Here is a 15949-nt window from a genome sequence, read left to right on the forward strand (position 1 = left end):
ATCCCGGTACAATACCGGGATCATACCCTAGAGGCTGCCTAATGAAACGACCTGTCTAACTTTCGGGGGTCACTTCACCTTACGTAAGGGAAAGTGACTTTTTTGTAGTCTTATTCAATTAAATGGCCTTTTAGTGGAGTAACTTTATTGCCGCTCAACAGTTCCTTAATCCGCCTTTCAGTTCGAATTTTCTTTTCACTATAAAAACATCCCTTTAGATAAACAGATCCAAAGGGACAAAACATCGCGTCTTTTTTATAAAAGCCGTGACTTTATTTAAAAGCGACATTAAAAATATTCTTCAAATCCTGGAAGCATAAGTTTGCCTCAAACAAAAAGAACCATAAGCTTGCCGAAGCGGCAAACTTATGGTTCATATCACATCTTGTTTGTTACTTATAAGTGACGTATACTTTCAATGTATGTTACTTATAAGTAACGAAAGGGGCGGTTTGGATGCTATTTATGTTAGAGGAAATTATGACGCCAAGAGAAGCATGTGATCGTTGGGGAATTACACAAGAAGCGTTACGAATGAAGTTAAAGAGAGGTAAAGATAATAATTTAGTAGATAAATTAATTAAGAGTGGGAAAATTAAATACTACAAGCCTGAAGGGAAACAACGTGGAGAATGGATTTTAACGGTAGAAGCAATGGACTTCTTGTTTCCTAAAAAATAGAAAAACGCACTAGATTTTCTTTATAATAAAATAAATAATATGTATAGCTTTTATAAAAAATTAAGGGGTCGAGATATCATGAGGGGTTTATGGGAAGAAGTGAATGAAATAAATTATGACGTTCCTGAATTTAAAATATATGAGACTATTTCTAATGAATTAAATGGAATTTTAAAGGGAATAAAAGAAGATGATGAGGAGTATGAAAAAGTTAATTTGTTAAAAGAGGTGTTTTATCTTGCTTGTGATCTCAATGACTCGGCAGAGCCATACAAGTCGCAAGTTGTTTTAAATAATGGTTTAAAGAGTGTATCCTTAGAGGTTTTTGATGAAAAAATGATAGATACATTGAAAGATATAATAACCGAAGGGAAGTTAAAATCTCCTGTTTTGCTATTTAGGGTAATAGATGTATATTTTGTTCTTAAAAAGGACTATAAGATTCGAGAAGACTTATTTGTAAATTTAATGGAATCAATCGATTATTGCTTTTTACGTGAAAAATACTTCTTAACTTCACAACTTTTGGAACGAGGGTTTCAATTGTATATAACAGATAAGAGGTATGGAAAGAAAATAATTGAGAAGCTTAATTCTATAATTAATAATTTTAGGGTTGTACAAATGTTAGAGCAGCCGATACAAATTTTAATGAGAGAATTATTTAAGATAATCTTAAAATATAAATCTAAAATAAATAATGAACATCATGAGAATTATCAGGGGATTGGCATTAAAATTGCTGAGATATATCAAGAACGGGAAGAGTTAGATTCTGCGATAGTATGGTTGGAGTTTTGCATTCCCTTATTCTATAAATTGCCACGTAGTGGCTGTGAGCAAAAATGTTTAGAGAAAATTGCTTTCAATCATTATGGATTAGCACAAGAAGAATTAAAAAAAGAGAACGTTAATTACCATCTTGTAGTACATAAAATGAAATCTGCAATAGAATTTTTACAAAAAGCTAAGGGTCAAGAAGAAACAATCCAAAGATGGATTAGAGAAAAAGAAGAGTATCAGGAAAAATCGGCATTTCAATTCACACGTGTCGAATCACCTGAATTTTGTATGGCTAATGAAATAAAAGAAATAGAAGAAGAACTCATAGGGAAAAACTATATGGAAATCCTCTTTTATATCGGACAATTAGCCAGTTCTCTTGATTATAAGGCGAATTTAAAGGAAGCATCTGCAATGTGTGTTGCGAAGTTTTTATTGCACAGAGAGATAAAGAATGAAGTTGGAAAAACGATATATATTCCGCAGGAATCTGAAGAGTTCCCTTTAGAGCTAGTATTGTTTTATGAGCTACATTATAAACGGATAGCTAACAAAATTTTACATTCGATTGAATTGTTGCAAAGACGATATTTTTTACGAATTGAAGATATATTAGTTATTACTAATGATAATATCTTTATTCCAAAGGATAGAGAAGTAATGGTTGCTAATGGAATACGTGAAGGATTAAAAAACAATTATATTACGAGTTTATCAATACTAATCCCCCAATTTGAAAACTCAATACGTTATTTCCTTAAACAAAATGGTGTAAGTGTGACGAGTACAAAAGGTTCTGTAGAAGAGGAAAAATCATTGGGGATTTTATTGGGAATGGAGAAATTAGAGGAAGTTTTAGGGGTGAATATAGTAAGAGACCTGCAATACTTATTCGATAATAAAGGTGGGAGAAATCTACGGAATAGACTAGCCCACGGCTTGATGTCTGAAGAGGAATTTCGTTCATCAGGTGGAATTTATGCATTTGGTTTAATACTATATATAATTTTTTATTTTAAAATTATATATTAGAATTAGTTTGAAGTGTGTTAAATAAAAGATGTAGTATATAATACTACATCTTTTATTTAACATTAACAATATTTATAAATTGGAGGGTTATCGTATTATAAAAAGCATCCGTACATATAACAGTGCTATTTGAAGGGTCAATATCAACAATAGTCATATAACTAGAGAGTAAATAACCATCTTCATAATATGTAATCATTAATTCTTCTTCAGATACTAAGGAACATAATAACATGTTTTCGATTCGTTCCTTTTCTTCAGTTGTTAGAATTGGACGTGTTACTTTGTTTTGTTCCTTAATCATTTCACGTATCCCGTCAAATTGGGATGTTAATGCTGCGAACGGTGCCCATTTTATCATTTTTCTTCCTTCTGGCATATTAGCATTGTTCACGATTTGTGTCCCCCTATCAGTGTGTTTCTGTATCTAGCTGTAGCGCTATGCGTGTAGGAAATCCCCCGCAATATACTGTTCTTTCCAAACTTTGTGCGTATTTCATCCATTACTTTTGTGAGCTCCACTTCTTGTTCTCGTTGCGTGACATTATCGAAAAGAGAAATTTGTTCTTCCCCTTCTCGAATTAAATTCGTTAGAGAAATGTTTATGCTGCGGATAGGTTCTCCAGTATATTGTTGATGCAAAAAGTATGTACAAATCTTATAAATATCCATTGTTAGGTTAGTCGGACGACTTAAAGTATGTGTTTTTCTAATGCCGCCATTATAACTCTTACTATAACCAACAGAAAAATGAACGGTTTGAGCGAGTTTATTTTGTCTTCTTAGGCGATAACAAACTTCTTCTATATGTTCCAGTAGAACAATCGGGAATTCTTCTATTGTATAGTCACGCATTAGAATTTGGCTTTTTCCGATTGAAGTTGTAGCAGGGACGTATTTCTCCGAAATACGGCTGAAGTCAATGCCATTACTATGTAAGTGCAATTCCTCTCCGATTTTGCCGAAACTCTGTTTTAAATATTTTAGAGGATAATTAGCTAAATCCCCGATTGAATGTATTCCCTTTCGATTTAACTTTTCTTCCGTTTTGTACGAAATGCCCCAAAACTTATTAAGTGGTCGTATTCCCCATAATTTCGTTGGCACATCTTCATACTTCCAATAAGCAATCCCGTCCTTGTTCTTTTTAGCTTCAATGTCTAGAGCGACCTTACTCATTAAAGGGTTTTGAGCAATTCCGACCGTACATTCAATTCGAGTATGGTCATATATTTCACGTTTGAATTTCAAGGCGAATTCGTATGGATCTTTAGCGAATAGATTAATACTATCGGTAATATCCATAAAAAACTCATCGATGCTGTATTGGTGAAAATCCTCAATAGGAACGTACTGTAAAGCTAGTTTTGTTATGTAGTTGGAGCATTTTATATATGTTCCCATAATCGGATTCACAACAAGAATATCTTTTCTTCGAGGAATCTCGTAGAGCCTTGCCATCTTCTTTACGCCCAGGGCTTTTAAGGGTGGTGTTGCAGCGAGAACAATTGAACCATTTCTATTTACATCGCCGACTACAGCCAACTTTGTATGCATGGGATCAAGTCCCATTTTGATGCAACTCACTGAAGCATAAAAGCTGCGTAAATCAACACATAAGATGATTCTATTCGGTAGGATTGAATAGTCATACATTGTGATTCCTCCTAAATTAAAAGAACGTTTGTTCTTATTATGCACGAACTCACGTTCTTTTATGAAGAGGTTTTACAAATAAAATTTGAATATAAATATTTTGTTAAGCAGAGTATTTAACGAAAAGCTTGAATCCCCAAAACCGAATTTATACATCTAATTTTTTCTTTCTTCCCTTTGTTTTTTTCATAGTTAAAACATCCTCCTTTTATATAAATGCATAGCTCAATAGAAGCCTACGTTGCGTATTATAAGAATTCTTTCCCTGTTTTTTAAGAGTAATTTCTAAAAAATATGATTTTTTGAGACAAATAATATCACGAAAGATTACTTGTGATTTAAAACCCCTCTATTCCGACATAGCAAGGGATAATACGAATATCGTCGATTAATTCTTAAAGGTTTTAAGCTATTCGTGTAGTAGAAGTTAAAAAATTAATTTATACTTCTGAAGTTATATCTGAATTTTCTCAATATAAATTAATGTTGGTTGTGATATAATAAATTTTTATTATTTATGATTTTATATTAAAGGACACTGCCTTATTTACCTCAGATACAAAGGGATTCATATAACGGGAGAGTGATTTTGTGGAAAAACATGAAAAAAAATATATAAACATGGTGATTTTCTTTTCGCTCGTTTTTTTCTAGGTTACAATTCTATAAATTGGATCTATATAACGGGTATATTAATATTCTTAGCACCTTTTATTTTTAAAAGAGCTACAAAGAAAATAGTTTTTTATAATACATTATCACTTATTGCTTTTATATCATTTGTGTACCTAACTAATTCTTGGTTTACATAAAAAGGTTGCTCCCATTGAGAGCAACCTTTTTATTATGTTCTGTGAATTTCTTCATAGAATTTTATTATACTGCCTCTAGATCTGGATGGGTCAGAATAAACCCAAACACGATATTTGACATATACATTAACAGCATCGTAATCATAAAACTTATGAACAGTATACCAAACTTTTTCATTTGCATTCTTGTGTATACTGTTCATAAGTTGACCAGTAATATATCCTGCAACACCTTTTGCAAAAGTATAAACTATTATACCTGCAATACTTCCACCTAATCCAGCCATTAAAGCTCTCGCCATGTGTTTATCGAATGTACTCCAAGCTACATTATCACCATCATAACTTCCCAACCATTGCCAATTAAAGCCACCATCAGCAACAATTACTTTTTGGCCACCATCTTGAATCATTAACGTTCCATTTTGATTCACAGACATACCAGGATCTTTAAATGGAGATTTTGCTTCACTTTCAATAATTTGTGGTTGAATAGGCTCCTTGTATGGGGCCTTTGATTCATTTGAAATGACTTGTGGTTGTATTGCTTCTGAATGATTTGCTACAGTTTGTTTTGTGTTTTCAGATGCTTGTGCATCGGAAAAAGGAACAAAAACTGTGGACAATAGTGCGCCTGTAACAGTTAGCGTTGCAATTTTGCTTTTCAATAAAGTTAACCCTTTTCTGAATATTTGTAATGCTATTACATTATCTTGCATTTTTTAGAAAATACAATATATTTCGACGGTAAATAAACTTTCTCAACATTTTATTTCAAAAAAATTTTGGTTTTGTATTTTAGATTCGCTTATTTTTGACAAAACACAGCAAAGACCGTGCGAGCTTCGTCGATGGATTCTAAAAGGGATTATTCCTTTAATATGGAATTTCCATTATAGGAGGTGGCGTAGCGCTATGTCAGAAGCGGAGATAATATATACCAGCAATGAGGTCTATGGTCGTTTGGGAGTAAGTGCAAGTACACTTAGAAAATATTCCGATGTTCTTGAACGTAAAGGATATGATGTAAGAAAGAACAGTCGAGGGAGAAGGGAATATACAGAGTTTGATGTTGTAGTTATTGAACAGTTAGTAGAGTTGAGTAAGCAAGATGGTATGACTTTAGAAAAGGCTGCGAAAATGATTGTGAAGCAGTTTGGAATCGATAATAAGAAAGAGGAATCCCAGAGATCAGATCCAGTTCCCTATCAAATGCAATACCAATTCCAACAACCATGTAGCGCTATAATCGAAGAAAATAATAAGGTGCAGCAAGCGAACCTATTAGAAATGGCAAAGAGACTCGGTGATCGTATAAATTTAAGAAACAAATTAATAGAAGAGGTTATTAAAGAAATAAATTAATAAGAGAAGATATGAAAGATCGGAAGGAGTGTGAAGAAAGGATAGAAAAGAGGTTAGAGCTAAGGGATGATAATCTTATGAAGATGGTCAGGGAGATTCAAGATGCTAAACGTACTATTGCATCAGCTCAGGAAGAAATAGCGGCAGCCCCGTTGAAGAAAAAGTCTTGGTGGATGTTTTGGAAATAAGTATCATTTTTTAGGGTATTTTACTGTTTTCGCTCAAATGGATTGTCTTATACATCTAAGTTGTTTCTACATAAATATCTGTAATCTCTCCTATTACTGTATCTAAAAAAATTTGCAACAGAACCAATAAACTGTTATAAGAAGTATTTAAAGTAATAACAAATAGGTATAATAATTCCCACAATAGAAAATACAATACTTCCTAAATTAAATGCAGAAAGTTTTGTACGATGGACTTGAATTTCACCTAAATCTACCCCTCCACTAAAATGCTTATCCATAACTTTAGCGACGTTTTGTTGTTGATTAACAAAATAAGGTATTAACCATATACAGCAGAACAAAATAATACTACTAAAAAAGAGTGTGTCAATAATTGAAGCTCTCCAATTTAATGAAGTAACAACTATGAGAACAAATTCTCCTACCATAACAATTATCATAGTTATTACATATTTGGTTTTTTTAGAAACATTTTTAAATACAGTATCGTCCAGAATTTTTTCTATTTTAGTCCATATCACACTGATTAACACGATTAGGCTAATTAAGAAAATACTCAATAAAGCTTTAATTAAAAAATGCTCAAACATTACTAGCACCACCTAATAATTTTAAAATTAGAATATAATTTTATTTAACTACTCCAAAAGATTAAATTCAATAATCTATTAACTAGCTTATCTACAAATTTATTGATTTAAAGCTACAACACTATATGTATAAGATCTCCTGAAATTTCTTTTCTAATATATATATCTTCTACGCATTGTTGGACTTCAATTAGGACTTTTCTATCTTTATTTGGTCCGGAAAATCGAATAGTCACCATGAAATACCAAAATTTACCCTTAGTAATTAACAGTATAATATACTGTTAGAAAAAATGGAATAATGTTGGAGCTTAAATATTCGAAGTTTGCTATCCAATTAAATGCTGCTGAATCAAAGGAAGATGCAAATGAGATTATTGACGAATTAAAGAATACGCTAGATGAGATATTTCCAAATTATAACGAATTTGAGGAAGAGTTTATTAAGTTAGAGTTTTCTAAGGGGAAAAATAAATCAAATATGTTAAGTAAGTATGTACTAAACAATTTAGAAAAATATTATTCCGAGGAGAGCATTTCAAAACAAGATGGCTCTGTCGAGCACATACTTTCTGAAGATAAAAATGAAAAATATAGTTTAAGCATAGGGAATTTAATTTTATTAGAAGAAAAGATTAACAACGAAATTGATAATCAAGAATTTAAAGAGAAAAGGGTGAAGTATGAAGAATCTAAGTATTCATATGTTTCACAGTTCGTAACAGATTACGATGATTTTCATGAATTTACTAAAGAATTAATAGAGGAAAGAGCTAAGAAAATGGCTGAAGATTATTATACTAATGTTTTAGGACGAAATTTAGTCAGTAAAGTTGGGGTGAAATAAAAAGAAATAGTTAAATCGGATTATTTTTTAATATAAAATCAAGTATTATTGAATTAAAAACAGACTGATTTAAAAATCGGTCTGTTTTTTTGCATTCCTGGTTATTACTGAATCTTAAAGATACCTTTTTAGAGGTGAAAATAGGTATTTGCAAACGGGTTTATATTCAGGTGAAAAGGAAATTAGTAGATTAGGTATAGAACAAAAATTATTAATTGTATTATTTTATAAATTCGTGCGCAGTAATCTTCTTATAAAAATGTTGCGATGTATTTGTGGAGTGTTGATGGGATAAATGTAAAAACTATTAGAAGGCGATTCAGTAATACGGTGAAAATATGTATCATCATCAAATTGCTTCTTTAGTTCATTGTTTGACATATTCGTTTGTCATTTCATAGATAGTGGTAATTCGCCAATTCCTTCTTCTTGTAGAATGGACGTAATGCCAATGAAGCAAACTACTATGATAAATTACGATTTTGTTTGTAGTAAGTAAGCGCATTTGTCTTTAAGTTTCTTAATGATATAATTCTTGTAAATATTAGGAATTGAGGGGGGAGTATGTTGTTTAGAAATAAAGAGACGATTGCTAAGTTTAGTGACTTAACAACTGAGGAATTAGATAGTAAGTTAATATGTTTAGATAATAAATCCTTTGGAAAGTTTGTAACACATTCAATTAATTATGAAAAAGGGTTAGTTTCTAAAAAACAATTAGAAAAAGAAGCAAGTGCATTAATGTTACTAGAAAAAAAGACTTTAAAAAATACCTTCAATCGTGTATCTAGCATAGAAGAACAATATGATGGATATAAGATGATTCAATTTATCGTCCCGTTTATTACTACCCTTCTAATTGTTCTTGGGAATAATTATTTTTTTAGTGAAGGGTTGATTAAACAGAATGGGGTTATAATTACAGCAATTACCTTTTTATTCGTATTATTGATTTATACTTTTGTTTCTATTAAGGCAGTAAGTTCGCTAAAAAAAGAACATTCTAAATTGCTTTTTTTTAAATTCATAGTAGAAGAATGTATAAGTGAGAAGGACGAATAAATAATTTTTGAAAAGTATAGAAGTGCCATTTTTGAAGTTGGGAAATTTAAAGTACAGAAAAGGATATGAATACATATAATTTTTGTTTTATTGAAGGTGGTAATTAAAAGGTTTACTGCATAAAAAATGATAAAATATTAGGAGATATTTTGAATAAGAGGGTTTATTTTTGAAAAATCAAGGGTATTTAAGGGTGAACGATTTGAGCGTTTGCTAAGTAGAACTTCTCAACTTAGAGGAGGGTATATATCGTTTATCAAACATCTTTTTCTTACAGGATTACATGTAAGATATATAAATTATATATGAGTAGGGGGATATGAAATTGATTACATCACGTTCATTTGAAATTTTTGATAAAAAAACAGGTGTGTTACTAGAAAAAAAGAGTTATCAATCTGCTAATGAGTATTATCTGAATATTCTAAAACAAAAACAAGAGAAGGGAATAATTTCTTTATACTGTTCTTGTTTAAACCATGTTGAGATGAAGGTGTCCAAGACAGCGATTCCTTATCTATATCCTGCCACTAGAAAAAAGAAACATTCTATTAATTGTGTTAGAAGCCCTCAATATGAAGGGATAAGTGCTTATGAAAAAGCGTGGAAATATGATGAAGAAAAAGGCGAACATGTTGTAAGAATGGAAGCATTGATACCCCCTTCAAAAGAAAAGATAGGAAAAGAGAATGTGAAGCAAGAAGAGGAACGAAAGACCAAGATCTATATAGAATATCCTAACTCTACAAAAAAAGGAGAAGCTACTGTCTTTGGATTGGCTACCAAACTTAATATGATGTCATGGGAAAGAATTGTCACAGGTAAAAAAGGAAGACTTCCGACAAATTCAAATGAAGTATCTCAACATGTATTTGGAGTTTCAAAGGATATTAGATTGAGTAATAAGAGTAAAATATTACAGAAAATGTTCTTTGAACAAATGTTGAGAGGTAAAAATATTAGCGGCTTAGAAGTAAAAAAAGACGTGGCTTTTGTTTATATGGAATACCTTCCTGAGAGGGGAAGGGAGTCCGAGGAAATAGGAAAGGAGTCTTTAGGATACGTTGTTTGCAAAAATGCTTTTGATCAAGAGTTTGGATTTTATGTTAATTGGGAAGAATTTGATATTAAGCTAAAAAGCGAACCCCATAGTGATAGATATATTCTTGCTGGATTTGTATATAGGGCAAGTAAATACCATCATAGGAAATTGACATTAGGGAATTATTGTTTGATTCCAATTTCAAGAAGAGGATTATTTGTTGAAAGTAATTATGAAAAGGTTATATATAATGAACTCTGTCATCAGAAAAAGTTATTTGTAAAACCATATCTACCAATTGAGGGTTATGGGGGATTCATTCCTGATTTTATTATGTATGAAGAGGGGAAGAAGCCAATGGTGGGAGAAATATTTGGGATAGAGAATGATGAACTATATGATAAGAGAAAAAAGGAGAAAATCGATATTTCTAAAACAGATGAATTTCGTTCGCTCTATCGTTTTTGGAATAAAGATTATAGTAAAAAGTAGTAAATTAAATGTAAGTTACTTATTAGTGTTTATTTTTAGTTTTAATGAAGAAATAAAATACCTAAATTAAAGGGAACTTCCATTATTAAGATCAAGACCATGTTTTCTATTTACAAATCAATTACGTAACTATCAGAGGGAAGACCTAATCACAGTCAATTAAACTTATTTCGTTAATTTGACAGATTATTCGATATATTTTAAAATAACGTAAAGATAATTTTTCCTTTTTAATCATTCCTAAATAACAACAAACCTTTCGGGTTTACGATTCATTGCAAGGAAGTGTATATAACATATACGCTAATTTGTAATACGAATGTATTCCTGGAAGGTTTTTTTGCGTTGTGGGAATAGGACAAGTAATCGACTAACAAGGATGTGATAGATTATCTTAAATTATTAAGAATTGTAGTGGGGAAATAAGAATTTTGGATTTCAAAATACAAAAGTAGGTGAAAAAAGATGAGAGGTGCAGTCTCGTCTTTTTTATTTTGAAAGGAGAAGGGCATGGGTAAGAAAATTATGGTTCAAACTGTAAAGTTGGTAAAAGACAGTAATCGTATTTATGATATTGAGAAAAAGAAAATCACTTGTCCAGCGGATGCTGTACGCTTTGCACAGATTATATTTGATATAGAATCAAGGCCAAATGAAATTTTTGGTGTATTTAACTTAAATACAAAGAATGAAATTATTGGCTGTAGTATTGTGTTCGAAGGAACTGTTGATTCATCGTTAGTCCATCCAAGGGAAACCTTCCGCACGGCAATATTAAACAATGCATCTTCAATAGTATGTTTTCACAACCATCCTTCAGGCCATAGTATGGAATCTCAAGAAGATGTTGAAGTAACTAAGCGATTAAAAGAATGTGGAATTATTATTGGTATCCCTCTTCTAGATCATGTCATCATAGGAGATAATAGTTATGTAAGTTTATTGAAAAAGGGGATTATCTAATACAAAGCAATAAGCCAACTATTTTTAAGGGTGTGTATGGAGGAATAGGAAGATTCTAAAGCGTTTATTCGCATGGATCTTCTTATTCTTTTTTATTTGTAAGGGTGATTTATAAATGTATTCATAATATGTGATTTGTGGAAATGGACAGATTCGGAGATAAGAAATAAGCGGTAAGAGGAAAAAGGAAAAAGCACCATGCCTATTAAACTAAGAAGATAGGTTCAACCTAAAGTGAAGAAGAATAGGCTAAAGGTTTTTGGATTAATAACGTATAAATAGAGAAAAGGACTGGAATACGTTTTTTTTTCTATTTTATCAAAGCATGCTGCTTGTAAAAAGCCTTTAATACAGGGGCATGTTTATATTTGAACTATTCACTTGGAACAGGTAGTTAAGTTAATGAGAGGAACTATGCCTGAGAATACAAGTACTTACAAATTTTAAAAGATTTCCGTTTGGATACCAAGAAGCAAAATATATTTATGATAAAATATAGAAAAAGATGATTAAGAAGGGACAATTAAAGTGAAACCAACAATTTATGATGTTGCGGAAAAAGCAGGTGTATCAATAGCAACTGTATCCAAGGTGATTAATCAAACAGGACGTATTAGTGAAAAAACAATAAACAAAGTTAATAAGGTAATGGATGAATTAGATTACCAGCCAAGTAGTGTAGCAGCAGCGTTAACAGGTAAAAAAACATATACGATTGGGGTACTTGTCCCAGACATTTCAAACCCATTCTTTGCAGAAGTAGCAAGAGCTTTTGAAAATAGTGCACGAGAATCAGGATATACACTCATTTTATGTAGCACAGACCATCAAACAAAACGTGAGCACGAATACATTGATTTATTATTTAAAAAGCAAGTAGATGGCATTATTATTGCGACGGAGCTAAATGACTATAAACTAGTGAAAAAAATCGTGAACCGAGATTTGCCGCTTGTATTATTTACCGTAGATCATCCTTCCATCACAACTCATGTTGTGACAACTGATGATATGAGGGGAGGCTATCTAGCTGGGAATTATCTGACGCAGAAAGGCCATACATCGTTAACGATTATGATGGAGATGGATAGAAAAAGTAGCTTAGGGAGACTGAATGGTTTCAAACAAGCCCTTACGGATTCAGGAATTTCATTAGATGATGATGCCATCATTAGCTGCTATTCGACAGTTGAAGATAGCAAACGTGCAAGTAAAGAACTACTTAATTTGCCTAACAGACCTACAGCGGTTTTTGCGTGTACAGATTTAATTGCTATATGCCTAATGAATGAAGCAAGAAAACAAGGGCTTTCGATTCCGGAAGATTTATCAATTATCGGATTTGATAATACAATCTATGCTGAGATCGCAGATCCAGGGTTAACAACAATTGAACAACCAATTACACAAATGGCGACCTGTACGTTTGAACAACTGCTAAAAACGATGGAAATGAAGGAGCATGCTAAGCAAAAAATTACAATTATTCCTCAGTTAGTGGAGCGATCCTCAGTAAAGGATATTACATGAAAGCTTTTTTAATAGCCTATTTGAATGTAACGAAAAGAAGGTCATTATAACTATGTGCAGTTATGATGACCTTCTTTGTAATTAGAGTTTATACTGAGAATTGCTCGCCGCTTTTCGTATTTAAATCTTGTTTCATCTCATTTTCCTTTGGAATAGTAAGGAAATGAGTTAAAAATGCACCAAAGAAGTACAAGCCAGCAAAGATCCACATCACGCCGCCTACACCTAATGGACCGATGAATGCAGTTACTACTAATGGCCCAACAAATGCTGATAATCCAGAACCTAAATTTAAAACAGACATTGCAGCTCCTTTATTTTCAGGAGATAAAGAAGGGACTAATGCTGTAAGAGGTACATAACCGGCAAGTGTTGCTCCGTAGCAACATGCAACAAATAATATTGCCCAATAATTATGTCCGACCATTTGTGGTACATAGTAGAGTGCAAGAGTTACAATTCCGCAACCGACTCCTCCGAACCATTTAATCGTATTTACCCAGCCAAACTTGTCTCCAACAATACCAAAAATAATATTAAACACCATATTTACAAAGAATAGAGTACCCCAAATTTGAAGCCATTCCGTCATTGTAAAATTATATTTCATCATATAAGTGGGCAGGAAAACAACAAATCCAAACTGAGCGGCCGAGTTTATTATTTTTACAATACCGCCTATACCAACTTTAGGATTTTCAAATGCGATGGTAATGCCTTTTAGTAATTCACTTGATTTGTTAGCGCTTACGGTTTGTGCTTTAAATCTATCCTTATTTACAACAATTGAGAATAATCCCCCGACGACAACAAAAATTAAGGCGCTCCATAAAGTAGCGATTTCCCCAATCTTAGGAACCATATAGCTAGAATAAAAGGCTCCAATAACACTAAGCCCAAGCTGGAATACGAACCAGAACCAGCCAACCGCTCTTGAGAGCATTTGCTGTGGAGTACTGTAAGATACCCAAACTAGGAAAGAATAAGCAAATAAGGGATACCCAAATCCTCGTAGAGCGTAGCAAATTATTATTACTGGATAATTCATATGTTGAATACCTATACCTATGAATCCAATAGAACCTAAAATAAATGATACTAAACCAAACGTCATTACTTTTCTTGGTCCCCACATTTGTACAAATACCCCCGAAAACCAAGAAGAAGCAGATACAGTAATCCCGTAAATCGTAAACAGAAAAGCAGCGTGTTCTAGTGTTAGTCCTTTTTCAACGAGATAAGGGGATAACCATCCTTGTTCTAAACCATCCCCAATCATAAAAACAATAATCCCTATGTATCCCCAAGTTAAATTAGAAGGAATACCAATCTTGTCCATAAATGTTTTGTTTGAACTCATTGCGTTCATTCTCCCACCACCGATAAGTTTTTTGGTTAAGCGCTTAATTCTTTTTGATAAAAAAAGTATACGCTTACATAATAGGGTCGTCAATGAAATTTTTTGACAATTTACAACTTTCTTTTATAAGGGCATTCTATTTACTTATTGGACAATAAAATAATAATGAGTATGAAAAGAAAGGAATACCTTATAGATGGGGTTTACTATTTAAAAGGCTTATCTTCCCTTGTTATATCAGTATTTTAAAAGATTATTTTTGTAGCTGTTAAGATTATTTATTTCTAATTATTAGTTTGTATATGGACGTAGTACGTTTACTTGCGAAATTTGAAATTCAGATGAAAAGAAAAGTATTCAAAAAAATAAAAATGTTTTCAATTTAGAGTCAAGTGTGTATAATGAAGAAAAATAGGGAAAGCGCTTAACTTAATTTGATGTGCTAAACCTTATAGACTTTCATTTTGTTTCTTAAATTTAAATAAAGAGGGAGAAATCATATGAATGTTTTAACGATTGGGATTATTGGTGCTGGACGAATTGGGAAACTGCATGTTGATAATTTGCAGCTGATGCCACAAGTAAAAATTAAAGCGGTTTCAGATGTAGTGATTAGTCATCTAGAAAAGTGGGCTGAGGATAAAGGGATTTCTACTCTGACTACAAACTATCAGGATTTATTAGCAGATCCAGAAATTGATGCTGTCTTTATATGTTCACCAACAAATACACATGCGCAAATTATTAAAGAAGCGGCACTTGCGAAAAAACATATTTTCTGCGAAAAGCCTGTTAGTTTCTCGGTAGAAGAAACATTAGATGCATTAGAAGTAGTAAAAGAACAAGGAGTATCTCTTCAAGTAGGTTTTAATCGTCGTTTCGACCCTAACTTCAGAAAAGTCTATGATCTTATTCAACAAGGAGAAGTGGGACACCCACATATTTTAAAAATTACGTCTAGAGATCCACAACCGCCAAGTATAGAATATGTTCGTTCTTCAGGTGGATTGTTTATGGATATGATGATTCATGATTTTGATATGGCTAGGTATGTGATGAATAGTGAAGTTGTTGAAGTATTTGCATATGGTACAACATTAATTGATCCGTCCATTCAGGAAGTAAATGATGTTGATACAGCAATTGTCACATTGAAATTTGCGAATGGAGCTTTAGGGGTAATTGATAATAGCCGCCAAGCTGTTTATGGATATGACCAGCGTCTTGAAGTGTTTGGTGAAAAAGGAGCGGTCGCTGCGGATAATTGTTGCCCGACAACAGTACAAGTTTCAAAAACAGAAGGTGTTGTAAAAGACAAGCCACTTTATTTCTTCTTAGAGCGCTATACGCAGGCTTACATTGAGGAAGTAACACAATTTACAAAGTCAATTATAGAAGGACAAGCTGTTATTTGCAGTGGTAATGATGGGTTACAAGCAGAACGAATTGCGAAAGCTGCGAAGGAATCTTTACTAACAGGAAAACCTGTTCAAATTGAACATAAACAGCCTGCGTTAAACCAATAAAGAGAGCGATTACTTCT

General features: G+C 32.4%; 13 protein-coding genes and 1 pseudogene. 9 read left to right on the forward strand and 5 right to left on the reverse strand.

The genetic code is table 11. From position 1 onward, the window contains the following. Window positions 1–456 precede the first annotated feature (456 nt). The gene (locus tag JDS95_RS28325; protein WP_098016283.1) at window positions 457–681 is read left to right on the forward strand and encodes a helix-turn-helix domain-containing protein; all 225 of its coding nucleotides are present in this window, start codon (window positions 457–459) and stop codon (window positions 679–681) included. A gap of 78 nt (window positions 682–759) precedes the next feature. Beyond that, window positions 760–2496 (forward strand): DUF4209 domain-containing protein, encoded by a 1737-nt coding sequence (locus JDS95_RS28330; protein WP_176510777.1) that lies wholly within the window; start codon window positions 760–762, stop codon window positions 2494–2496. Window positions 2497–2548: 52 nt separating this feature from the next. Here the strand turns inward: JDS95_RS28330 and JDS95_RS28335 are convergent, their stop codons facing one another. The 3 genes from JDS95_RS28335 to JDS95_RS28345 all read right to left on the reverse strand — a co-directional run bounded on the left by JDS95_RS28335 (window position 2549) and on the right by JDS95_RS28345 (window position 5632). Continuing rightward, window positions 2549–2890 carry a YolD-like family protein gene (locus JDS95_RS28335; RefSeq protein WP_098016285.1) on the reverse strand — a complete coding sequence of 114 codons (342 nt, stop codon included), beginning with the start codon at window positions 2888–2890 and terminating at the stop codon, window positions 2549–2551. Further along, window positions 2887–4152, reverse strand: a complete 1266-nt coding sequence (locus JDS95_RS28340) for a Y-family DNA polymerase (RefSeq protein WP_098016286.1) — start codon at window positions 4150–4152, stop codon at window positions 2887–2889. Before JDS95_RS28340 ends, JDS95_RS28335 begins: the two co-directional genes overlap by 4 nt. A gap of 844 nt (window positions 4153–4996) precedes the next feature. Beyond that, window positions 4997–5632 (reverse strand): hypothetical protein, encoded by a 636-nt coding sequence (locus tag JDS95_RS28345; protein WP_098016287.1) that lies wholly within the window; start codon window positions 5630–5632, stop codon window positions 4997–4999. 247 nt (window positions 5633–5879) lie between these two features. Between JDS95_RS28345 and JDS95_RS28350 the strand changes: the two are divergent. After that, window positions 5880–6517 (forward strand): annotated as a pseudogene (locus JDS95_RS28350) (DUF3967 domain-containing protein). A gap of 134 nt (window positions 6518–6651) precedes the next feature. Here the strand turns inward: JDS95_RS28350 and JDS95_RS28355 are convergent. Continuing rightward, window positions 6652–7110 carry a hypothetical protein gene (locus JDS95_RS28355; protein ID WP_098016288.1) on the reverse strand — a complete coding sequence of 153 codons (459 nt, stop codon included), beginning with the start codon at window positions 7108–7110 and terminating at the stop codon, window positions 6652–6654. Window positions 7111–7411: 301 nt separating this feature from the next. Between JDS95_RS28355 and JDS95_RS28360 the strand changes: the two genes are divergently transcribed. The 5 genes from JDS95_RS28360 (at window position 7412) to JDS95_RS28380 (ending at window position 13046) form a co-directional block, all read left to right on the forward strand. Next, the gene (locus JDS95_RS28360; protein WP_242474200.1) at window positions 7412–7957 is read left to right on the forward strand and encodes an HNH endonuclease family protein; all 546 of its coding nucleotides are present in this window, start codon (window positions 7412–7414) and stop codon (window positions 7955–7957) included. Window positions 7958–8521: 564 nt separating this feature from the next. Next, complete coding sequence (locus JDS95_RS28365) at window positions 8522–9019, forward strand: hypothetical protein (protein WP_002109653.1); 498 nt, start codon at window positions 8522–8524, stop codon at window positions 9017–9019. Window positions 9020–9338: 319 nt separating this feature from the next. Beyond that, window positions 9339–10553, forward strand: coding sequence for a hypothetical protein (locus JDS95_RS28370; RefSeq protein ID WP_098016289.1), 1215 nt, complete (start codon window positions 9339–9341; stop codon window positions 10551–10553). 510 nt (window positions 10554–11063) lie between these two features. Further along, complete coding sequence (locus JDS95_RS28375) at window positions 11064–11516, forward strand: JAB domain-containing protein (protein WP_000516690.1); 453 nt, start codon at window positions 11064–11066, stop codon at window positions 11514–11516. A gap of 528 nt (window positions 11517–12044) precedes the next feature. After that, entirely contained in the window at window positions 12045–13046 is a 1002-nt protein-coding gene (locus JDS95_RS28380) for a LacI family DNA-binding transcriptional regulator (RefSeq protein WP_098016290.1), read from the forward strand. Between the two features lie 88 nt (window positions 13047–13134). Here JDS95_RS28380 and JDS95_RS28385 read toward each other — a convergent pair whose 3' ends face one another. Beyond that, complete coding sequence (locus tag JDS95_RS28385; protein WP_098016291.1) at window positions 13135–14415, reverse strand: MFS transporter; 1281 nt, start codon at window positions 14413–14415, stop codon at window positions 13135–13137. Window positions 14416–14906: 491 nt separating this feature from the next. Between JDS95_RS28385 and iolG the strand changes: the two genes are divergently transcribed. Beyond that, window positions 14907–15932: an inositol 2-dehydrogenase gene (gene iolG / locus JDS95_RS28390; protein WP_001101870.1), complete on the forward strand. Its 1026-nt coding sequence runs from the start codon at window positions 14907–14909 to the stop codon at window positions 15930–15932. Window positions 15933–15949: the final 17 nt, after the last annotated feature.

The organism is Bacillus cereus group sp. N24, from assembly GCF_016483345.1.
In the GTDB taxonomy this organism is placed as follows: domain Bacteria; phylum Bacillota; class Bacilli; order Bacillales; family Bacillaceae_G; genus Bacillus_A; species Bacillus_A toyonensis.

Excerpts from the sequence above, each read along its gene's own strand:
- JDS95_RS28325 (WP_098016283.1), top strand. The coding sequence starts at position 457 with ATGCTATTTATGTTAGAGGAAATTATGACGCCAAGAGAAGCATGTGAT.
- JDS95_RS28330 (WP_176510777.1), top strand. The coding sequence starts at position 760 with ATGAGGGGTTTATGGGAAGAAGTGAATGAAATAAATTATGACGTTCCT.
- JDS95_RS28340 (WP_098016286.1), bottom strand. The coding sequence starts at position 4,152 with ATGTATGACTATTCAATCCTACCGAATAGAATCATCTTATGTGTTGAT.
- JDS95_RS28355 (WP_098016288.1), bottom strand. The coding sequence starts at position 7,110 with ATGTTTGAGCATTTTTTAATTAAAGCTTTATTGAGTATTTTCTTAATT.
- JDS95_RS28360 (WP_242474200.1), top strand. The coding sequence starts at position 7,412 with ATGTTGGAGCTTAAATATTCGAAGTTTGCTATCCAATTAAATGCTGCT.
- JDS95_RS28365 (WP_002109653.1), top strand. The coding sequence starts at position 8,522 with ATGTTGTTTAGAAATAAAGAGACGATTGCTAAGTTTAGTGACTTAACA.
- JDS95_RS28370 (WP_098016289.1), top strand. The coding sequence starts at position 9,339 with ATGAAATTGATTACATCACGTTCATTTGAAATTTTTGATAAAAAAACA.
- JDS95_RS28375 (WP_000516690.1), top strand. The coding sequence starts at position 11,064 with ATGGGTAAGAAAATTATGGTTCAAACTGTAAAGTTGGTAAAAGACAGT.
- JDS95_RS28385 (WP_098016291.1), bottom strand. The coding sequence starts at position 14,415 with ATGAACGCAATGAGTTCAAACAAAACATTTATGGACAAGATTGGTATT.
- iolG (WP_001101870.1), top strand. The coding sequence starts at position 14,907 with ATGAATGTTTTAACGATTGGGATTATTGGTGCTGGACGAATTGGGAAA.